We start from the raw sequence: 21,582 nt of genomic DNA, 5'->3' as shown, positions 1-21,582 counted from the left end.
AGCGCGGCCCGGTCTGCGCAAGAATGCGCGTGGGGGCTGAGCATTGTGAACAAGGAACGACCGATGCCGCCGTTCGTCGCATTCGCGGGCGTCCTGGGCGGGCTTGCCGTGGTCCGCTGGGCCTACAAGACCGCTGTCAGGATCAACCAGGAGCTGGAGGAGATGCGCCTCTCGCGCGTCGCCGAGGCCGCCCATCGGGGGGCCGTCCAGACCCTGAAACAGGATCCCGTGACCGGAGCCTATCGCCCGGGTTAGCTGCTGCGCTCGTCATGGCCGGGCTTGTCCCGGCCATCCACGCCTTGCCGACGCACGAAGAACGTGGATGCCCGGGCATGACGGGATTGGCCCCCTTTGCCTTGATTCCCACCCCTGCCGTCGATACGGTCCCGCGCGATTCAACCCCCCGCGAGAGCCCGATCTGACGATGGACGCCTCCTTGCCCGCCCATATGCGCCCGGAACGCTCGTTCCAGGGCTTCATCCTCGCGCTCCAGCGGTTCTGGGCCGAGCAGGGCTGCGTGATCCTGCAGCCTTACGACATGGAAATGGGTGCGGGTACCTTCCATCCGGCGACCACGCTGCGCGCACTCGGGCCAAAGCCCTGGAATGCGGCCTATGTGCAGCCCTCGCGCCGGCCCAAGGACGGCCGCTACGGCGAGAATCCGAACCGGATGCAGCATTACTACCAGTTCCAGGTGATCATGAAGCCGTCGCCACCGAACCTTCAGGAGCTGTATCTGAAGTCGCTCGCCGCGATCGGCATCGATTCCGCCGTGCACGACATTCGCTTCGTCGAGGACGACTGGGAGAGCCCGACGCTGGGTGCCTGGGGCCTCGGCTGGGAGTGCTGGTGCGACGGCATGGAAGTCAGCCAGTTCACCTATTTCCAGCAGGTTGCGGGTGTCGAATGCGCGCCGGTCGCGGGCGAGCTCACCTACGGGCTCGAGCGGCTCGCGATGTACGTGCAGGGCGTCGATCGCGTCTACGACCTCAACTTCAACGGCCGCGACGGTGACGCCAAGGTCACCTATGGCGATGTCTTCCTGCAGGCCGAGCGGGAATATTCGAAGCACAATTTCGAAGTCGCCGACACCACGATGCTGTTCGAGCAATTCAAGATGGCGGAAGCCGCCTGCCGGAAATATCTGGACGCGGGTTGGCAAAAAAATTCGGAGTCCGGCAAGCGCGAGGCGCATCTGATGTCGCTGCCGGCCTATGACCAGTGCATCAAGGCGAGCCACGTCTTCAACCTGCTCGACGCGCGCGGCGTGATCTCGGTGACGGAGCGGCAGAGCTACATTCTTCGTGTGCGCGAACTGGCAAAAGCTTGCGGCGAGGCCTGGATCCATACTGAAGCGGGCGGAGCGGCCTGATGCCCGATCTTTTGCTTGAACTGTTCTCGGAAGAAATCCCCGCGCGGATGCAGGCCAAGGCGGCCGACGATCTGCGTCGCATGGTCACCGACAAGCTCGTCGCCGAAGGTCTCGTCTACGAAGGCGCAAAGGCGTTCGCGACACCGCGCCGCCTTGCGCTGACCGTGCACGGCATCCCGGCGCGCCAGCCCGATCTGAAGACCGAACGTCGCGGCCCGAAAATGGGCGCGCCCGATGCGGCCGTGCAGGGGTTCCTGAAAGCGACAGGTCTGGCTTCGCTCGACGAAGCCAAGATCCAGCGCGACCCGAAGGGCGACTTCTACATCGCGCTGATCGAGAAGCCCGGCCGCGATGCGATCGACGTGCTCGCGGAAATCCTTCCGGTGATCATCCGGACTTTCCCCTGGCCGAAATCGATGCGCTGGGGTGCGCGCTCCGGAAAACCGGGATCGCTGAGCTGGGTGCGTCCGCTGCACGCGATCACCGCGACGTTCGGGCCCGAGACCGAAGAGCCCGATATCGTGAAATTCTCGGTGGATGGCATCGAGACCGGCCAGATCACCTACGGCCACCGCTTCATGGCACCAGCTGCGATTTCCGTGCGCCGCTTCGAGGACTATGAAGCGAAGCTGAAGGCGGCCAAGGTCATCCTCGATCCGCAGGCGCGCAAGGACATCATCTTCGCCGACGCCAAGGAGCTGACCTTCGCCCAAGGGTTCGAACTGGTCGAGGACCAGGTGCTGCTCGATGAGGTCTCAGGCCTGGTCGAATGGCCGGTCGTCATGATGGGATCGTTCGAAGCGGAGTATCTGGCGATCCCGGACGAGGTGATCCGCGCCACCATCCGCAACAACCAGAAGTGCTTCGTCGTCAAAGATCCCAAGACGGGCAAGCTGACGAACAAGTTCGTCCTCACCGCCAACATCGAGGCGCCCGACGGCGGCAAGACCATCGTCGCCGGCAACGAGCGCGTGATCCGTCCGCGCCTGTCGGATGCGAAGTTCTTCTACGAGACGGATTTGAAGACGAAGCTGGAAGACCGGCTGCCGAAGTTCGAGCAGATCGTGTTTCATAAAAAGTTGGGGACGCAGGCGGAGCGTATTGAGCGGATCACGCGTCTCGCCGCTGAGATCGCGCCGCTCGTCGGTGCCGATGTCGCGAAAGCGAAGCGTGCTGCGCAACTCGCGAAGGCGGATTTGTTGACGGAAGTCGTCGGCGAATTCCCTGAAGTGCAAGGCCTGATGGGCAAGTACTACGCGCTGGCGCAGGGCGAGGATGCCTCGGTGGCCGCCGCTTGCGAGGAGCACTACAAGCCGCAGGGGCCCGCGGATCGCGTGCCGACCGATCCGGTCAGCGTCGCAGTGGCGCTCGCGGACAAGCTCGATACGCTGGTGGGCTTCTGGGCAATCGACGAGAAGCCGACGGGAAGCAAGGACCCGTATGCGCTGCGTCGTGCGGCGCTGGGCGTGATCAGGCTGATCATCGAGAACGGACTGCGTCTGTCGCTTATGAAGATGGCGACATCCGCACTCGCCGCCTTGTCCTTGAAGCCTGCCGATGCGCAGAAGCTTCCGAGCGACCTGCTCGCCTTCTTCGCAGATCGCCTGAAAGTTCAGCTCCGCGAGCAGGGCGCGCGGCACGATCTCGTCGACGCCGTGTTCGCGCTCGGTGGCCAGGATGACCTTCTGATGATCGTCCGCCGCGTCGAGGCGCTCGGCAAATTCCTCGAGTCCGAGGACGGCAAGAATTTGCTCGCCGGCATCAAGCGCGCCAGCAATATCCTCGGCATCGAGGAGAAGAAGGACAAGCGCACGTTCGACGGGGCGCCGGATGCCGCGCTCTACGGTCTCGGCGAGGAGAAGGCGCTGGCCAAGGCGATCGGCGAGGTGACGGCGGAGGCAAGCGCTGCTGTCGCGAAGGAAGACTTCGCGGCCGCAATGAGTGCGATGGCCAAGCTACGTCCGCCGGTCGATGCGTTCTTCGAGAAAGTTCGCGTCAACGACGACGATGCGAAGGTGCGCGAGAACCGCCTGAAGCTGCTCAACGAGATCCGCAGCGCCACGCGTGCGATGGCGGATTTCTCGAAGATCCAGGATTGAGCGCGGTTTGGGCGCAATGAACACCGTCATGCCCGGGCTTGTCCCGGGCATTCACGTCCTTCTTCTCGTGGAGACGCGTGGATGGCCGGGACAAGCCCGGCCATGACGACGGAGTTGCTGGCCGCATTACTGTGCGCGAAGAGTGTCCACACAAAAAAGCCCCGCCCGGCGGGGGGAGGACCGGGCGGGGCCTGATGTCCGACTATACTGCTCGCGTCAGCCTGATTGATGTGACGCGCCGGACATCTAGTTGATCTCTGACTGCGCTAGTCCATCACCTCGACGATGCGCCGCGAGCGCGGCTCGACCAGCACGGTCTCGCCGTTCACGACGGTATAGCGATAGGTGGTGGCGCCGAAACGTTGCGGCACGTCATAATAGGTGACGCCGCTTTCAGGTAAGGTGGCACCGACCACCACGCGATCCGGGATGCGGAAAGCCGGCACGCGTTGTTCGACGACATAGTCGCGGAAAGCCGGCCGCTGCTCGACGGCAATGGTCGGGCCGCTGTCGACGACGACGGGCGCGCGTCCCACTGTGACGCCGCTTTGCGCCTGCGCCGCAAGGGGCGAGCCGATCACGGCCGCGAGCGCTGCAAGAGCAAGAATCCTGTTCCGCATGGGCAACTCCTTCGAGAAGGTTTTCGGAAGCGCCAATGGCGCGACCGGTTGCCAATGCATGCGTCTCCGCGATGTTCCGGAAAACGCCCGCCGCATTCGCGGCATTTTCGGGCTGTTTTCGCGGAGCCGGGAACTCGCCCGCGCCCAGTGCGTCTCTACCCGCGGAACCCAGTCCGCTATGATCCCGCCGCGATTCGCCCCCACCCCACGGAAAGAAAATTCATGCACATCACCGTCGCCCATATCTCGCCGATCCTGTCGCTGCTTGCGGGTGTGCTCATCCTGATCATGCCGCGCCTCCTGAACCTGATCGTCGCGATTTTTCTCATCATAAATGGTGCGATCGGGCTCGGATTGTTGAAGTGGCTCCATCTCTAGGCCTTCATTCTACGGAACTCTTCGACTTGCGCGGACCTGCCCAAAGTGGTGTAAGGCCCGCAATTACCCATTCCTCTCGCAGGTTGTGTGCAAGCTATGGCCAAAGCCGCCTCGAAAACTCCAGCGAAAATGCCAGCGAAATCAAAGTCCTCCGCCAAGGCGAAAGCCGCGCCGGCGGCCCGCAAGGCACTTGCCAAGCGCGCCCCGAAGCCCGTGGCCAAAGCCGCTGTTAAGCCGCTGGCCAAGCCGGCTGTGAAGCCTGCCGCCAAGTCGGTTTCCAAGTCGGTTTCCAAGGCTGTTGCAAAGGCACCGACGAAACCGGTTGCGCCGAAGGTTGCCGTGAAGCCGGTACCGAGCAAGGCTGCTTCAAGCAAGGCCGTGCCTGTTGCGGCCAAGGCCGGCAAGTGGGTGTTCACGTTCGGCGACGGCAAGGCCGAGGGCAAAGCGGAGATGCGCGACCTGCTCGGCGGCAAGGGCGCCAACCTCGCCGAGATGGCCAATCTCGGCCTGCCGGTGCCTCCGGGCTTCACCATCCCGACCTCGGTCTGCACCTATTTCTACGCGCACGACAAATCCTACCCCAAGGAACTGCGGTCGCAGGTTGAGAAGGCGCTCGATCATGTCGGCAAGTTGACCGGCAAGATCTTCGGCGATTCCAGGAACCCGCTGCTCGTCTCCGTGCGTTCCGGCGGCCGCGCCTCGATGCCGGGCATGATGGACACCGTGCTCAATCTCGGCCTCAACGACGAAACCGTCGAAGCGCTCTCGGAACTGTCGGGCGATCGCCGCTTCGCCTATGACAGCTATCGCCGCTTCATCACCATGTATTCGGACGTGGTGCTCGGCTTCGAGCATCATCATTTCGAGGAAATCCTCGACACCTTCAAGGACAGCCAGGGCTACACGCTCGACACGGATCTCACCGCCGACGACTGGGTCGATCTGGTCGGCAAGTACAAGGACGCGGTCGCTCGCGAAACCGGCAAGGATTTTCCGCAGGATCCGCACGACCAGCTCTGGGGCGCGATTGGCGCCGTGTTTTCATCCTGGATGAACGCCCGAGCGGTGACCTACCGCAGGCTGCACGACATTCCGGAATCCTGGGGCACCGCGGTCAACGTGCAGGCCATGGTGTTCGGCAACATGGGCGAGACCTCGGCGACCGGCGTTGCCTTCACGCGCAATCCCTCGACCGGCGAGAGCAAGCTCTACGGCGAGTTCCTGATCAACGCGCAAGGCGAGGACGTGGTCGCCGGCATCCGCACGCCGCAGGACATCACCGAGGAAGCGCGGAAGGACTCGGGCTCCGACAAGGCGTCGATGGAATCGGCGATGCCGGAGGCCTTCAAGGAGCTGACGCGGATCTACACGCTGCTCGAGAAGCACTACCGCGACATGCAGGACATGGAGTTCACGGTCGAGCAGGGCAAGCTTTGGATGCTGCAGACCCGCGGCGGCAAGCGCACCGCGAAAGCGGCGCTCCGCATCGCGGTCGAGCTCGCCAATGAAGGCCTGATCACCAAGAAGGAAGCGGTGACGCGGATCGACCCGGCCTCGCTCGATCAGCTGCTGCATCCGACCATCGACCCCAACGCCAAGCGCGACGTGATCGCGACCGGCCTGCCGGCCTCGCCGGGTGCGGCCTCCGGCGAGATCGTGTTCTCCTCGGACGAAGCGGCCAAGCTTCAGGCCGACGGACGCAAGGTGATTCTGGTCCGGATCGAGACCAGCCCCGAAGACATCCACGGCATGCACGCCGCCGAAGGCATCTTGACCACCCGCGGCGGCATGACCTCGCATGCTGCGGTGGTCGCGCGCGGCATGGGCAAGCCCTGCGTCTCCGGTTGCGGCACCATCCGGGTCGATTACGGCCGCGGTACCATGAGCATCGGCTCGCGCACCTTCAAGACCGGCGACGTCATCACCATCGACGGCTCGCTCGGCCAGGTGCTCGCCGGCCGCATGCCGATGATCGAGCCCGAGCTGTCCGGCGAGTTCGGCACGCTGATGAAATGGGCCGACCAGGTCCGCAAGATCGGCGTGCGCGTCAACGCGGACACGCCGGAGGACGCGCACACCGCGATCAAGTTCGGCGCGGAAGGCATCGGCCTCTGCCGTACCGAGCACATGTTCTTCGAGGAGACGCGCATCCGCACGGTGCGGGAGATGATCCTCTCCGAGGACGAGCAGTCGCGCCGCGCTGCGCTGGCAAAGCTGCTGCCGATGCAGCGCGCCGACTTCGTCGAGCTGTTCGAGATCATGAAGGGCTTGCCCGTCACGATCCGTTTGCTTGATCCGCCGCTGCACGAGTTCCTTCCGCACACCCATGCCGAGGTCGAGGAAGTGGCCCGCGCCATGAACACCGACCCGCGGCGCCTGGCCGACCGCGCGCGCGAGCTTTCGGAGTTCAATCCGATGCTCGGCTTCCGCGGCTGCCGTATCGCGATCGCCTATCCCGAGATCGCCGAAATGCAGGCGCGTGCGATCTTCGAAGCAGCGGTCGAGGCCGAGAAGCGCACCGGCAAGGCCGTCGGCCTCGAGGTGATGGTGCCGCTGATCGCCACCAAGATGGAGCTCGACCTCGTCAAGGCGCGCATCGATTCCACCGCGAAGGCGGTGATGCGCGACACCAACACCAGGCTGACCTATCAGGTCGGCACAATGATCGAGCTGCCGCGCGCCTGCCTGCTCGCGGCCGAGATCGCGGAGAGCGCCGAGTTCTTCTCGTTCGGCACCAACGACCTCACGCAAACGACGTACGGCATCAGCCGTGACGATGCCGCGAGCTTCCTCGGCACCTACGTGTCCAAGGGCATCCTGCCGATCGATCCCTTCGTCGCGCTCGACCAGGAAGGCGTCGGCGAGCTCGTCAAGATCGGCGTCGCACGCGGTCGTAAGACGCGCGCCTCGCTCAAGGTCGGCATCTGCGGCGAGCACGGCGGCGATCCCGCCTCCGTCGCCTTCTGCCATGCGATCGGCCTCGACTACGTCTCCTGCTCGCCCTACCGCGTCCCGATCGCCCGCCTCGCCGCCGCGCAAGCCGCGCTCGGCAAGGCGGTGGCGAGCCAGGCATAATCGGAGCGGCGACTTGAAATATTGAGAGCGAAAGAGGCGGGGCAAAACCCCGCCTCTTTTCATTTTGAGGCTCGACTGCTTCCACGCCGTCATTGCGAGCGCAGCGAAGCAATCCAGAATCTTCCTGCGGCAGCAGTCTCGATTGCTTCGTCGCAAGAGCTCCTCGCAATGACGAGCTTGAGCGCGTGCGTGTGAGCACATCGCAGTAGCGGGAACTCAGCGCGCGTCCCGTAATGAGACGTGCGCGCAAGAGTTCCTTCACCATTCGCGTTGACCAATTGTTTACCCCCTCGCGTGAGGGCGCATTTACCAAGGCGCATCATCACCCCGTGAAAACACCTGCGATTGCTTGCGTGTGCCGCAAGCGCAACGCCGATTAACGCCCCGGCAACCTAAATTAGATACTCACGATAAAGATCGAATTGCACGGATGTACTGCGGCTCGATTTTTCTAGCGTAAGCGTAGCGTGAGCGTATCGATGTTTTTGTTGCGTACCCATCCGAAGGGCGCGCGGTTCGCGTCCTTCGGCATCGGTCTCTGCATCTTCGCATTGATGCCGAGAGAGACCGGCTATCAGGACATTGCCTCGCTGCTGGCGCGCCAACCCGGCGTCGCGGAGCGTTGGCAGAAGCAGGTGTTCTCTGCTGCGTCTTCCATCCAGCTCGCCACTTACAGTTTTTCCCGGCCGATCGGCACTTCGGCTCCGCAGAGCGCGATGGTTCGTCTCGCGAGCCTCGACGGCCGCGACGTCACCGGCGCGATCAGCCGCAATCCGGCGCTTCAGGCGCCGCCGCGCTACCAGGCCGCCGATTTTCCCAAGGTCGATCGCTCCATGAAGGGTGATCGCCTCGCAACGGTCACACCGACGCAGGCTCCCGAAGCGGGTGCGCCGACGGCAGCGCCGACGCAGGAAGATCCCGCAACGTCGAACAGCTCGGTGTTCGGCGCCAAAACCGTCGCGCTGCCACAGGCGATGTCGCCGGAGTCCGCGGCCGCGCTCGATCCCGAACTCGCGGAAGCGCTGCGCGCGCCGCCGCTGCCGCAATACACCAATGCACCACAAGCCAGTGATGCTGCGCGCTCGCTCGCGCTCCAGCCGCTCGAAGCGCTGAAGCAGGCCACCATACCGGCCGCACCGCCGCGCGATCCATTCCGCGTCAAGACCTCGAACCTGTTCTTCGGCAGCTCCTCGCTTGGTGGCAATGTCGAGAGCATCGAGAGCTGGCAGCCGGGTGCCGAGCCGCTGATCGTGATGCCCGACCCCGACATGAAGGTGACGGCCTCGCTGTCGCCGCCGTCGGAGGAAATTGCGAAGGATATCGAAAGCGGCGAGAGCGTCGCGCCGAAGGGTGAGGTCAACGTCGACAACCAGCGCGCCAGATCGCCGGCGGAGCGGCTCGCGCTCGACGACAAGTCGCGCGCGAAGTCCGAAAAATGCCTTGCGGAAGCCGTCTATTTCGAGTCCCGCGGCGAGGCCGTGCGCGGCCAGATGGCGGTTGCGCAGGTGGTGATGAACCGCGTGTTCTCCGGCAAATATCCGGACACCGTGTGCGGCGCGGTCTATCAGAACAAGCACCGCCATCTCGCCTGCCAGTTCACCTTTGCCTGCGACAGCAATGCCGACGTGATCCGCGAGCCCGAGATGTGGGAGCGTGCGAAAAAGATCTCCAAGGCCATGCTCGACGGCCAGATCTGGCTACCCGAGGTCGGCAAGTCCACGCACTACCACGCCTACTGGGTTCGCCCGTCCTGGGTCGCCGAGATGAAGAAGATGTACAAGACCGGCGTCCACACCTTCTATCGCCCACGCGCTTGGGGCGACGGCAGCGAGGAACCAAGCTGGGGCACCCCAGCGCAGACCGCCGCGCTCTCCGCCGAGCTCACCCAGGAAGCCAAGAGCTCCGCCGAGATGGGCGCGACCGAGCGAAGGTAGCTGTTCACAAGAATTCGTCATGCCCGGGCTTGTCCCGCCTGCGCGGCCGAAGCCGCTTCGGCGAGGCGAAGGCCCGGGCATCCACGTTGTTTGCACAGAGTTGCAAGGCGTGGATGGCCGGGACAAGCCCGGCCATGATGGAGAGGGAACCCCGCATCACGCCTCGATATCCAGTGCGCAGTCGAAATTCGGCGCCGAATGCGTCAGCGCACCGGCTGAGGCGTAGTCGACGCCGGTCGCCGCGATGGCTGCGATCGAGTCCAGGGTGACACCGCCGGATGCCTCCAATTCGAGGCGTCCCTCGTTGATCCCAACGGCTTCGCGCAACGTCGCAATGTCCATGTTGTCGAGCAGCACAGCGTCGGCAAGGCCTGTGTCGAGCACCTCGCGCAACTGCGGCAGCGTGTCGACCTCGATCTCGATCTTGACGAGGTGGCCGGCATGGGCGCGGGCGCGCTCCAGCACGGGGCGGATGCCGCCGGCGACCGCGATGTGGTTGTCCTTGATCAGGATCGCGTCGTCGAGCCCGAAGCGGTGATTGAAGCCGCCGCCGCAACGTACCGCGTATTTCTCCAACGCGCGCAGCCCGGGCGTGGTCTTTCGCGTGCAGCAGATTCGCATTCGGGTGCCCTCGGTGCGCGCAACATAGTCCGCCGTGAGCGTCGCAACGCCTGACAGGCGGCCGACGAAATTCAGCGCGGTCCGCTCCGCCGTGAGGATGGCGCGTGCCGGCCCCGAGATCGTCAGCACCTGCTGCCCGCGGGCGACGCGCGCGGCGTCGCGAACATGTGCGCGTATCTCGATGTCGGGCGAGAGTTTTTGCAACGTGGCGAGGGCCAGCGGCAAGCCGGCGATCACGCCGGACTGCCGAGCGACCAGGATCGCTTGCGCCTTCGTTGCCTCGGGGATCGTCGCAAGCGAGGTGATGTCGCCGGCGCGGCCGAGATCCTCATCGAGCGCGCGGAGCACGGCCTCGTCGATCGCGAGCGGGGAGAGAAAGGCGTCGGGATAGAGCAGAGAGGTTGAGGTGATCATGGCAGACTCCGTCAGGCGATCATGGGTTGCGCGGTGCGCGGTGTCGGGCGTTCGGTCAGGCTATCTGCGATCTCGCGCACTGCTGCGAGCGTCGTCATTGTGCGTTGCGCGAGTGCGGGAACGTCCGCGGAATGGTCGGAGCGGAAATGCGCGCCGCGGCTCTCGCACCGGTTCCAGGCCGACGCCGCCACGAGCAGGGCTGCCGTTGCCATGTTGCGCACCGCGATGCTCGTGGCCTCGCGTTCGAGCGTGGTGAAGCTGCGAACCGCGTCCGCAAGCCCGTCACCATCGCGGATCACGCCGACATGCGCGCTCATCAGCGTCCGCAGCCGCTTCACGGCCGCAGCATCCGGCGCGCCGCCCCGCGGCGTCGCCACGTCCGAAAGGTGGGCGGGCGAGGGAATCGCGCGGCCGGCGATGTCGTCGGCGATGCGCGCGGCGTAGACCACGGCCTCCAGCAGAGAATTCGAGGCGAGGCGATTGGCGCCATGCGCGCCGGTGGACGACACTTCGCCACCGGCCCAGAGCCCTTCGATCGAGCTGCGTCCGCGATGGTCGACCGCGATGCCGCCCATGTGATAGTGCGCCGCAGGTGCGATCGGGATGACCTGCGTGGCGGGATCGATGCCGGCGGCGATGCAGCTTGCATGAACGGTCGGGAATCTGTCGGCAAAACATGCGCCCAGCGCTTGCCGCGCATCGAGGAAGGCGCCGCGCCCTGCCGATATCTCCGCGGACACGCCGCGGGCCACGATGTCGCGCGATGCAAGCTCGGCGAGCGGATGACGCGCCGCCATGAAACGCTCGCCACGGCCGTTGATTAGTGTCGCGCCTTCGCCGCGCAGCGCTTCCGTGGCGAGCGGCGCGGGATCGCGGCCGACCATGATGGCGGTCGGGTGAAACTGCACGAACTCGGAATCCGCGATGACCGCGCCTGCGCGTGCAGCAATCGCAAGGCCGGATCCGCTAGCCTCGCACGGATTGGTGGTGACGGCATAGAGATGGCCGATGCCACCCGTGGCCAGCACCACCGTCCGCGCGGCGAGCAGGACCGGCCGTGCGGCGAAATTGTCGGCTTCGCGCAACTGAAGGCCGGTGACGGCGCCGTCCTCGGTCAACAGCGCCTCGGCGACGAAACCTTCGATCAGTCGGATCGACGGCGTGCGCCGCACGGCATCGCTCAGCGCCGCGATGATGGCGGCGCCCGCGCCATCGCCACGCACATGCACGATGCGGCGCGCCGAATGTGCGGCTTCGCGCCCGACTGCGAGCCTGCCTTCGAGATCGCGGTCGAACGGCACGCCATAGGCGAGAAGGTCGTGAATCCGCGGTGCGGCCTCGCGCGCGATCCCGAGAGCGACAGCTTCGTCGACGATGCCGCCGCCAACTGCAACCGTGTCCGCGGCGTGCGCTTCCGGCGTATCGCCTTCAGCCATTGCCGCGGCGATGCCGCCTTGCGCCCATGCGGACGACGCGCCCTGTCCGAGCGGCGCGGCCGAGATCAATGTCACGGGCCGCGGCGCGAGCTTGAGCGCGCAGAACAATCCGGCAAGGCCGCCGCCGACGATGATAACGTCTTCGGAGCGGGGGAGCGTGTTGATGTTGTTTGTCATGGCTTTATCTCAATTCTTTAAATTGATCATCCGCTCGACCGAGCGCCTTGCGCGGTCCGCAAGTGCGGGATCGATCGTCACTTCCTCGCGAAGCGTCAGCAGGCTCTCCAGAATGTTGGCGAGCGTGATGCGCTTCATGTGCGGGCAGATATTGCAGGGACGCAGCATCTCGACATCGGGCAGCTCGGCGCGGACATTGTCGGCCATCGAGCATTCCGTGATCATCACCAGCCGCCGCGGCCGCCGCTCACGCACCCAGTTGATCATGTGCGCGGTCGAGCCCGTGAAATCGGCCTCGGCCAGCACGTCCGGCGGGCATTCGGGATGAGCGATGATCTGCACGGAGGGATCGGCCTCGCGGTAGCTGCGCAGCTCGGCGCCAGTGAAACGCTCGTGCACCTCGCAGGCGCCCTTCCAGGCAATGATCTTCACGTCGGTCTTCGAGGCCACGTAGGTGGCGAGATAGCGGTCGGGCAGGAAGATCACGCTGGGCGCGCCGAGGCTCTCGACCACCTGGACCGCATTCGACGAGGTGCAGCAGATATCGACCTCGGCCTTCACCTCCGCGGAGGTGTTGACATAGGCAACGACAGGCACGCCGGGAAATTTGTCACGGAGCAGGCGGACGTCGGCGCCGGTGATGCTGGCAGCGAGCGAGCAGCCGGCGCGCGTGTCAGGAATCAGCACCGTCTTGTCCGGATTGAGCAGTTTCGACGTCTCCGCCATGAAGTGCACGCCGCACTGGACGATGATGCCGGCCTTCACCCTGGTGGCTTCGACCGCGAGCTGGAGCGAATCACCGCCGATGTCGGCGACGCAGTGGAAGATCTCCGGCGCCTGGTAATTGTGCGCGAGGATCACCGCGCCCCGGGCCTGCTTCAGCTCGTTGATCGCCTTGATCGTCGGGGCCATCAGCGGCCATTCGATTGGCGGGATGACGTGTTTCACGCGCTCGTAAAGCGGCGCGGTGGCTCGCTCGACCTCCGGCGTCCATTCCAGCGAAGGCATCGGCAGCGGAGGTCCGGTTCGCGCCTGCTCGGCCCGTGCCGGGGTGATGACGTGGCCCTGCGGCCGGTTCGCAAAGTCGTCGGGGCCGTAAATTCCAGTTAGCGGCATCGAAGCCTCCGTGCATGTCTATTTATACTCATCATGAGTATATATAGAGCCTGAGAAATCCGGCCGACGGGCCCGAATCCCATTCGATATGCTCGATATGAGCAAATAGTAAATAACACGTCGTGTTGGGAGCCGCCAGATCTCGCCGCACACATTTCCGTCAGGTCGGGCGCCTGGCGCGTCCGACGAGGCCGCGAGGAAATGCAATGCTCCCGCGCCAGCTCTTCGCGGAATGCAATCGTTTTTGACTTGGGGTTTTCATGCAGATGCATTAAACGAGCTCGCTCGCGGCTGCCATTTGCGAAACCGCGCCGACGCACGAGGAACAGCATGTCGACACAGATGGGTGAGCTCGGTTCGGTCTCCCGTTCCTCCTCCTGGCGCACGCCGGCGATCATCATTCTCTGCGGCTGCGCGATCGGGATGCTCGGCTTCGGCCCGCGCTCGGCGCTGGGCTTCTTCGTGCAGCCGATGAGTCATGAATATGCCTGGGGTCGCGACGTGTTCGGCCTCGCGATTGCCTTTCAGAATTTGCTGTGGGGACTGGGCCAACCCGTCGCCGGTGCGGTCGCCGATCGCTTCGGCCTGTTCCGGGTGATGTGCGTCGGCGCTCTGCTCTATGCCGGCGGCTTGCTCCTGATGCGCTATTCCTCGACGCCGCTGTCCCTCAACATCGGCGCTGGCGTCATGGTCGGCTTCGGTCTCGCCGGCTGCTCGTTCAATCTGGTGCTGTCAGCCTTTACCAAGCTCTTGCCGGCCGAGAAGCGCGGCCTTGCGCTCGGCGCCGGCACTGCGGCGGGATCGTTCGGGCAATTCCTGTTCGCGCCGATCGGTGTGGCCCTGATCGACAATTTCGGCTGGCAGCAGGCGCTCACCGTGTTCGGCTTCCTGATGCTGCTGATCATCCCGCTGGCGCTGGCGCTCTCGACGCCGCCGGTCGCAAGCACCGCAAACGCGCCGCCTGCGGACCAGCAGACCTTCACCAAAGCGCTCGCGGAAGCCTTCGGCCATCGCTCCTACGTGCTGCTGGTGCTCGGCTTCTTCACCTGCGGCTTCCAGCTTGCCTTCATCACGGTGCATCTGCCGGCCTTTCTGGTCGACAGCGGCATCTCCACGCAAATCGGCGGCTGGGTGATCGCCGCGATCGGCCTGTTCAACATCATGGGATCGCTGAGCGTCGGCTATCTCCAGAACAGCCTGCCCAAGCGCTACATCCTCTCGACCATTTATTTAACGCGCGCGCTTGCGACGCTTGCCTTCATCTCGTTCCCGATCACGCCGTTCTCGGCGATTGCGTTCGGCGCGGTCTCCGGCCTGACCTGGCTGTCGACCGTCCCGCCGACCTCGGCGCTGGTCGCGATCATGTTCGGCACGCGCTGGTTCGCCACCCTCTATGGCTTCGCCTTCGTCAGCCATCAGGTCGGCGGCTTCCTCGGCGTCTGGCTCGGCGGCATCGTGTTCGAGCGGTTCGGTTCCTACACGCCGATCTGGTGGCTCTCGATCCTGTTCGGCGTGCTCTCGGCGCTGATCAATCTTCCGATCGTGGAGAAACCGGTCCAGCGGGCGGTTGCGCAGCCTGCCTGATCGGCTAAACATCCCCTGAAACAAGTCAGGGAGTTTTGCTGTGGCGACGTTCAAGGCGATCCGGATTGACAAGGCGGACAAGGGCACCACCGCGCAGCTCACGCAGTTCGACGAAGCCGAGCTGATGGAGGGCGACGTAACCGTCCGCGTGGAATGGTCGACCTTGAACTACAAGGACGGCCTTGCGCTCACCGGCAAGGCGCCGGTGGTGCGCCGCTTCCCGATGATTGCCGGCATCGATTTCGCCGGCACGGTCGAGCAGTCCTCGCATCCGCAATGGAAGGCGGGCGACAAGGTCGTCTGCACCGGCTGGGGCATGGGCGAGACGCATCTCGGGGCCTATGCCGAGAAGGCGCGGGTGAAAGGCGACTGGCTGGTCGCTCTTCCGCAGGGCCTGTCGGCGCGCGACGCCATGGCGATCGGCACCGCCGGCTTCACCGCGATGCTGTCCGTGCTTGCGCTGGAGAAGCACGGAGTATCGCCGAAGAGCGGTCCGGTCGTGGTGACGGGCGCGGCGGGCGGCGTCGGCTCGGTTGCGACCGCCGTGCTCTCAAAGCTCGGCTATCACGTCATCGCGTCCACCGGCCGTGCGTCCGAAGCGGACTATCTGAAAGAGATCGGCGCGACGGAGGTGATCGACCGCAACGAATTGTCGGCGGCCGCCAAGCCCATTGCGAGGGAGCGCTGGGCGGGTGGCGTCGACAGCGTCGGCTCGACCACGCTCGCAAACCTACTGTCGATGACGAAGTACGGCGGCGCGATCGCGGCGTGCGGCTTGGCTGCCGGCATGGACCTGCCGTCTTCCGTCGCTCCCTTCATTTTGCGCGGGGTGTGCCTTCTCGGCATCGATTCCGTGATGTGTCCGATCGAGCCGCGGAAAGCCGCCTGGCAGCGCCTGGCGTCCGATCTGGATCGGACAAAACTAGCTGAAATTACTCACGAAATTTCGCTTTCCGACGTTCCGGAGCGGGGCGCGAAAATCCTGGCCGGCCAGGTCCGCGGTCGCACCGTTGTAAAAATTGTCTAACGGCGTTCAGACTTTACCAACCATGCTGCTTCAATGTCGCCATGGTTAGTATGGTAAGCAGCGGGTAAAGAGATAAGGCATAGCCCGCTGCGGGGTTGGTTCGGAGTTGAGCATGCTTGCGCGTATTGTGTTGGGGGCGGTCACGGCGGTAGCGACGCTTGCGCCGGCCATTGCTGGAAGCATGAACGCCGATGAGGCGCGCCGCTTCGTCGCCGGGAAGGTGTTTGCTTTCACCTGCTTTGACGGGACCCGCGGCGCTGGCCGCATCATGGACGACCTCGGCGCCGCCGGCGCCGTGCAGTTCTCGGGTGCAGGTCCGGTGAAACATCTCCGCCTGCCCGGCAACACGCTTCAGATCCGCGGCCAGAACGTCTGCGCCTCCATCAAGGGCATTCCGTTCGAGCCCTGTTTCAACCTTGAAAAGACCGACGATCGCAGTTTCCGCGGCTCGGTATCGGGGATGGGCTTCGCCTATTGCGACTTCCATCATCAGGGCGGCAACCAGATGCTGATGGCGCGCGCCGTGGCGCGGCCGCGCTCGCTGCGCACTTCGGAACACACGGGTTCGGTCGGCACGCCCAACACCGAAGTCGCCGCGCGTGTCGAGACCCCGCGCGTCGAGAGTAGCCGGCTCGAGCCGGTGAAGCCGCAAGTCAAATCGGAGCCCGCCAGGGACGAGGCCCCGCTGGAGCTGCGCCGCTCCACCCAGTGAGTTGGTGCGCGGGACAGTCCGCGCACTTTGTCGTTGAGAGCTGCCATCAGACACGAAGCCGCCGCGCCGTAGTCATACGGACGGCGGCTTTCATGCGTTGGTAGCTGTTCGCGCCCCAGTTTGCATACGGCCGGGGGCGCGGCCCGATAAAAGGGTTCAACGATGTCGCTGTACTTCTTCCGTATCAGCACGGGCCGCTATTCCGGTGCTGCCGACCAGCCATATGAGTTCGAGGACCGCGCCGCAGCCTGGACCGAGATGACCGAAGTCTGTGCCAATCTGCTCGGCGGCATCTCGCGCAGTCTGAAGCCGAACGCCGAATGGCGCATGGAGCTGCTCGACGAGAACAAGGAGCCGGTGTTCCGGATTAGCCTGATCGGCGAGGGCCAAAAGGCCCTTGGTCGCACTGGCTAGAAATCGGGCATCCTACCGTTGCGTGTGGTTAACCTGTTAAGCGCGCAGACCGTGCCGTTTTTCAAGGGATTTTCCGGTAAGTCCGGTATTTGTCCGGGGGCGATCGTTAACCGGATCACCACACCTGAAGCTCAGTTTTTAGGCAAGGGCGATCAACGCCGAGGGCGGCCGACAATGACTTGGCCGCGCAACCCGGGAAACGCCCTCATGTCGAGACTCATCCAGAATCTGCAAATCGGTACCAAGCTCGCGCTCGCTTCGGCGTTCGGCGTTATTCTCGTCGGCGCCATGATCGCGAGCCAGGTCATGGGCAACAACACCGTGCGTCATTCCAACCAGGCCGCGATTGCGCAGCAGGAATTGGTGCGCGAGGCCACCGAAGCCAAGCTTGGGATACGCGGCTTGCAACTCGCCGTACGAGACATGCGTCTCGCCAACAATCAGGGTGACTTGCAAAAGGCGAGCGAGCTTCTGCTGGAGCGGTCGAAAGCACTGAACGGCGTTGTCGATTCCATGCTCAGGTTGTCGCACGCCCCGGAAAACCGCGCGCGGATGGAGAAGCTCAAGTCTACGTCGGCCGATTACCTGAAGGGCGCGCAGCAGAACGCCTCTGTTCGCAGCGAGGCCATTGCGGTTGCGGCCACGGACCCCGTCCGCGCCGCCAAGATTTCCGAGGAAGGCGCGCGCCAGATCCGCGAGGTGACGCTGCCGCTTGCCACACAGCTGGACAATTTGACCAGCGAGATTGCCGATTTCGCCAAGCACAAGAGCGATGAAGAAATCGCTGCCGCGAGCCAGGAGATGGCCGCGAGCGAGCGTCTCGGCATGGTGGTCGGTGCGTGCGCCGTGCTCGTCCTCATCGGTTCGTGGTTGATGTCCTTCCTGACCATCGCGCGGCCGATCCGCGCGCTCACGGTTGCCATGGACAAGCTCGCTGGTGGTGACTTCTCTGTTGTCCTGCCGGGTCTCGGCCGCAAGGACGAGGTCGGCGGCGTTGCCGGTGCCGTCGAGAAATTCAAGATCGTGTCGGAGCAGAAGGCGCGCGAAGAAGCGGAAGCCAAGATGCGGCAGGACCAGGTGGCGGCCGAGCAGCGCAAGGCCGATATGCGCAGGCTTGCCGACAGTTTCGAAGGCGCCGTCGGCGAGATCGTCGATACGGTGTCGTCGGCCGCGACAGAGCTCGAGGCTTCGGCCTCGACGTTGACCTCGACGGCGGAGCGGGCACAGGAGTTGACGATAGTGGTGGCCGCAGCCTCGGAGGAAGCCTCGACCAACGTGCAGTCGGTCGCGTCGGCCACGGAGGAGCTGTCGTCCTCGATCACCGAGATCAGCCGCCAGGTGCAGGAATCGGCGCGGGTCGCGAGCGAGGCGGTTACCCAGGCCCGAACCACGACCGACCGTGTCGGCGAATTGTCCAAGGCGGCGGCGCGCATTGGCGACGTGGTCGAGCTGATCAACACCATCGCCGGCCAGACCAATCTGCTGGCACTCAATGCCACGATCGAGGCGGCACGCGCCGGCGAGGCCGGCCGCGGCTTTGCCGTGGTGGCTTCCGAAGTGAAGGCGCTGGCGGAGCAGACCGCGAAGGCGACCGGCGAAATCGGCCAGCAGATTTCGGGCATCCAGGCGGCGACGCAGGACTCGGTCGCCGCCATCAGCGCCATCAGCAACACCATTGAAAAGCTGTCCGAGATATCGTCCACGATCGCTGCGGCCGTCGAGGAGCAGGGCGCGGCGACGCAGGAGATCTCGCGCAACGTGCAGCAGGCGGCCGAAGGCACTCATCAGGTCTCGTCCAACATCACCGACGTGCAGCGCGGTGCAGGCGAAACCGGCTCGGCATCGTCGCAGGTGCTGGCAGCCGCGCAGTCGCTGTCCGGCGACAGCAACCGCCTCAAGCTCGAGGTCGGCAAGTTCCTCGACACCGTGCGCGCCGCCTAAGAACCTCGTTCCAGACAGTTAGTAGAGACGCCCTGCCTCTCTCAGGCGAGGCGTTTTTGCATCCGATCGTCGCCGCGAACGTCTCGCGCATGCCTTCGGCGAACATCGGCTGCAAAAGCAAACGGCGGCGACCTCCAGCTGAAATTTACAACTTACTCGCGAAATTATCTCTTCCATTTCAATTATTTGGGCTGAAATCTCGGTATTTCTCCGGGCCCTCCCGTTAACCAGAATGCGAAACTCGAGGACTAGATTCTCCGGCAAGGGCGATCAACGTCCATGCAGCCGGCAAGGACTTGGCTGCGTGTTTCCTTTGGGGGAAACTAGCATGTTGAGCCCTGCTCATCATCAGCAGGTCCGAACTCAGGCCGCCAGCGCGTGGAGTCGGCTTGGAAATGTTCGGATCGGCACGATCTTGCCGATCATCATCTCTGCCCTGGTCTTGCTGGGGTTGGCCTCGGCTGGATTCATCGCCTATGAGGCCATCCTCAAGAGGCGAGAGTCAGAGGCATTCCTGAAGGTCAATGCAGTTGCCCATCTGCTGCTGCGCAGCGCAGGACATTGGGCGATTGAACGCGGGCTGACCAACGCCGTGCTGAAGTCTCCTGATGTCGTCAGCCCCGAGCGCCGTGCCGAAATCGCCAAGGCGCGCGCGACGGCCGACGAGGCCTTTCGCCAAGCCGCCCTCGATATCAGCGCGGTTCCCGAAATGACGGCGGGGCAAAAACAGATTGCGGACGCCGCGGTGAAATTTGAGGCGCTGCGTCTCTTGCGTGAGAAGGCCGATGCGGGAATGTCGCGCCCGCGCGTCGAACGCGAGCCTGACCTCGTAGATGGCTTCGCGCCGACAATTACGGAGGTGATCGACGTCGCGAGCAACCGTTTGCGGCTGACGCTCGAGACGCTCACCAGCCCGCCCGTGGCAAGGCTGGCTCAGCTCATCGGCTTGCGACATCTGACAGCTCAGATGGCCGAGAATGCCGGAAGGGAGCGGGCCCTGCTGGCTGGGGTCGTCGGTGCGCGCGCGAAGCTCGGGATGGAGGGCTATGAGCGCCTTTCGGCGCTCCGAGCCAAGGTCGAACTCGCATGGGACACGGTATTGCCGGTGCGGCTGCGCTCCGACCTCGCCGTGCAGATCGGCGAGGCGATGACGGAGGTTGAGAAGTCCTATTTTGGAGCCTACGGCGAAACGCGGGCAATTGTGCTCGCCGGTGGCGAAGGCGGGGACTACAAGATCACCGGACCCGAATACTTCACGCGGGCCACTGCCGGCATCAATGCGGTGCTGAAGCTCGGTGAAGCCATTGGCGCGGCCGCTGACCGCGAAGCCACGATGCAGGCAGAAGGCAGCACTCGTAATTTCGCTTTCACGGCCGTGTTGCTCTGCGCCTCGGTGATGCTCGCTGGCCTCAGTTTCTGGATCACCTTTGGCCGGATCCTCAAGCCGCTATCAGCCATTTCGGTTGCGATGGGTGGGCTCGCCAATGGCGACTTCACGACATTCGTGCCAGGCACCCGCCGAGGTGACGAGGTCGGCGAGATGGCGCGGACCGTCGAAGTCTTCAAGCAAAACGGCCTCGAAGTCGAACGCATGCGCGGCGATCACGCTGCGGCCGAGCGGCGGGCAGACGAGCAGCGCAAGGCGGATATGCGGAAGCTGGCCGACGGCTTCGAAGCCGCCATCGGGGAGATTGTCGATACCGTGTCCTCTGCAGCGACCGAACTCGAAGCCTCGGCGTCGACGCTCACATCGACCGCGGAGCGCGGGCAGCAGCTCACGACCATGGTTGCTGCGGCCTCCGAGGAGGCGTCGACCAACGTGCAGGCGGTGGCGTCGGCGACCGAGGAGCTATCGTCCTCTATCACCGAGATCAGCAGGCAGGTGCAGGAATCGGCCCGCGTGGCCCACGAAGCTGTCGGCCAGGCGCGCGTCACCACCGAGCGTGTCAGCGAATTGTCCAGGGCGGCGACGCGGATCGGCGACGTGGTCGAGCTGATCAACACCATCGCGGGTCAGACCAATCTCCTGGCGCTCAACGCGACCATCGAGGCCGCGCGCGCCGGCGAAGCCGGTCGCGGCTTTGCGGTCGTCGCCTCCGAGGTCAAGGCACTCGCCGAACAGACCGCGAAGGCCACCGGCGAGATCGGGCAGCAGATCGCCAGCATCCAGACCGCGACCGAGCATTCGGTCGACGCAATCAAGGACATCAGCGGCACTATCGAGAAGCTCTCGGAGATTTCCTCCACCATCGCGGCTGCCGTGGAAGAGCAGGGCGCGGCGACACAGGAAATCTCCCGCAACGTGCAGCAGGCGGCGGAAGGCACCCATCAGGTCTCGGCCAACATCACCGACGTGCAGCGCGGGGCGAGCGAGACCGGCTCGGCGTCGTCGCAGGTGCTGGCGGCGGCCCAGTCGCTCTCCGGAGACAGCAACCGCCTTAAGCTCGAGGTCGGCAACTTCCTCGATACCGTGCGCGCAGCGTGACGCGGCATCGCGCAGTCGCGACCGAATCCGAAATCGGTTGCGTCTGCGGAGCGACCTCGTAGGGGGTGGACGTTATCGCACGCGGACCTCGCAAATTCGCGAAGCATGTTCCGATTGCGCGGGATAGTTCCGGTAATCCGGCAATTCGAGCGGCGCATTCAGTATTTCTACCTAAGC

Annotated in this window: 16 protein-coding genes; 12 read left to right on the top strand and 4 right to left on the bottom strand. The window is 64.5% G+C overall.

The features are described from left to right. The first annotated feature begins 63 nt into the window (after window positions 1-63). The 3 genes from IVA75_RS39250 to glyS all read left to right on the top strand — a co-directional run bounded on the left by IVA75_RS39250 (window position 64) and on the right by glyS (window position 3,471). Window positions 64-255, top strand: coding sequence for a hypothetical protein (locus IVA75_RS39250; RefSeq protein ID WP_007607173.1), 192 nt, complete (start codon window positions 64-66; stop codon window positions 253-255). 169 nt (window positions 256-424) lie between these two features. Beyond that, the gene (locus IVA75_RS39245; protein ID WP_247291182.1) at window positions 425-1,372 is read left to right on the top strand and encodes a glycine--tRNA ligase subunit alpha; all 948 of its coding nucleotides are present in this window, start codon (window positions 425-427) and stop codon (window positions 1,370-1,372) included. Further along, a complete protein-coding gene (gene glyS, locus IVA75_RS39240; RefSeq protein ID WP_247291180.1) occupies window positions 1,372-3,471 on the top strand; it encodes a glycine--tRNA ligase subunit beta in 2,100 nt (699 codons plus the stop codon). Before IVA75_RS39245 ends, glyS begins: the two co-directional genes overlap by 1 nt. 266 nt (window positions 3,472-3,737) lie before the next feature. On the opposite strand, the gene IVA75_RS39235 is transcribed toward glyS, so the two are convergent. Further along, window positions 3,738-4,091 (bottom strand): DUF1236 domain-containing protein, encoded by a 354-nt coding sequence (locus tag IVA75_RS39235; RefSeq protein WP_247291178.1) that lies wholly within the window; start codon window positions 4,089-4,091, stop codon window positions 3,738-3,740. Between the two features lie 222 nt (window positions 4,092-4,313). Here IVA75_RS39235 and IVA75_RS39230 point away from each other — a divergent pair, with 222 nt between their 5' ends. From IVA75_RS39230 to IVA75_RS39220, 3 genes are all read left to right on the top strand, one after another. Then, window positions 4,314-4,469 carry a DUF3096 domain-containing protein gene (locus IVA75_RS39230; protein WP_007594951.1) on the top strand — a complete coding sequence of 52 codons (156 nt, stop codon included), beginning with the start codon at window positions 4,314-4,316 and terminating at the stop codon, window positions 4,467-4,469. 96 nt (window positions 4,470-4,565) lie between these two features. After that, window positions 4,566-7,544: a pyruvate, phosphate dikinase gene (ppdK, locus tag IVA75_RS39225; protein ID WP_247291176.1), complete on the top strand. Its 2,979-nt coding sequence runs from the start codon at window positions 4,566-4,568 to the stop codon at window positions 7,542-7,544. Window positions 7,545-8,023: 479 nt separating this feature from the next. Further along, window positions 8,024-9,478, top strand: coding sequence for a cell wall hydrolase (locus IVA75_RS39220; RefSeq protein WP_247291174.1), 1,455 nt, complete (start codon window positions 8,024-8,026; stop codon window positions 9,476-9,478). A gap of 156 nt (window positions 9,479-9,634) precedes the next feature. Here IVA75_RS39220 and nadC read toward each other — a convergent pair whose 3' ends face one another. The 3 genes from nadC to nadA are packed head-to-tail and all read right to left on the bottom strand — an operon-like array spanning window position 9,635 to window position 13,242. Beyond that, window positions 9,635-10,513, bottom strand: a complete 879-nt coding sequence (gene nadC / locus IVA75_RS39215; RefSeq protein WP_247291172.1) for a carboxylating nicotinate-nucleotide diphosphorylase — start codon at window positions 10,511-10,513, stop codon at window positions 9,635-9,637. 11 nt (window positions 10,514-10,524) lie between these two features. Next, window positions 10,525-12,126 carry an L-aspartate oxidase gene (locus IVA75_RS39210; protein ID WP_247291170.1) on the bottom strand — a complete coding sequence of 534 codons (1,602 nt, stop codon included), beginning with the start codon at window positions 12,124-12,126 and terminating at the stop codon, window positions 10,525-10,527. A 9-nt stretch (window positions 12,127-12,135) separates the two neighbouring features. Beyond that, entirely contained in the window at window positions 12,136-13,242 is a 1,107-nt protein-coding gene (nadA, locus tag IVA75_RS39205) for a quinolinate synthase NadA (RefSeq protein WP_247291168.1), read from the bottom strand. 330 nt (window positions 13,243-13,572) lie between these two features. Between nadA and IVA75_RS39200 the strand changes: the two genes are divergently transcribed. The 6 genes from IVA75_RS39200 to IVA75_RS39175 all read left to right on the top strand — a co-directional run bounded on the left by IVA75_RS39200 (window position 13,573) and on the right by IVA75_RS39175 (window position 21,405). Continuing rightward, the gene (locus tag IVA75_RS39200; RefSeq protein ID WP_247291166.1) at window positions 13,573-14,826 is read left to right on the top strand and encodes an MFS transporter; all 1,254 of its coding nucleotides are present in this window, start codon (window positions 13,573-13,575) and stop codon (window positions 14,824-14,826) included. A 40-nt stretch (window positions 14,827-14,866) separates the two neighbouring features. Continuing rightward, window positions 14,867-15,853: an MDR family oxidoreductase gene (locus tag IVA75_RS39195; RefSeq protein ID WP_247291164.1), complete on the top strand. Its 987-nt coding sequence runs from the start codon at window positions 14,867-14,869 to the stop codon at window positions 15,851-15,853. Between the two features lie 112 nt (window positions 15,854-15,965). Further along, window positions 15,966-16,565, top strand: coding sequence for a hypothetical protein (locus tag IVA75_RS39190; RefSeq protein ID WP_247291162.1), 600 nt, complete (start codon window positions 15,966-15,968; stop codon window positions 16,563-16,565). A gap of 162 nt (window positions 16,566-16,727) precedes the next feature. Next, complete coding sequence (locus IVA75_RS39185) at window positions 16,728-16,979, top strand: hypothetical protein (protein ID WP_247291160.1); 252 nt, start codon at window positions 16,728-16,730, stop codon at window positions 16,977-16,979. A 207-nt stretch (window positions 16,980-17,186) separates the two neighbouring features. After that, entirely contained in the window at window positions 17,187-18,920 is a 1,734-nt protein-coding gene (locus IVA75_RS39180) for a HAMP domain-containing methyl-accepting chemotaxis protein (RefSeq protein WP_027568627.1), read from the top strand. Between the two features lie 415 nt (window positions 18,921-19,335). Continuing rightward, window positions 19,336-21,405, top strand: a complete 2,070-nt coding sequence (locus tag IVA75_RS39175; protein ID WP_247291159.1) for a methyl-accepting chemotaxis protein — start codon at window positions 19,336-19,338, stop codon at window positions 21,403-21,405. The last annotated feature ends 177 nt before the right edge of the window (window positions 21,406-21,582 follow it).

This window comes from Bradyrhizobium sp. 134, from assembly GCF_023074155.1.
Lineage (GTDB): Bacteria > Pseudomonadota > Alphaproteobacteria > Rhizobiales > Xanthobacteraceae > Bradyrhizobium.
Note: the sequence above shows the minus strand (reverse complement) of the source record. Positions and strands in the feature narration are given on the sequence as shown.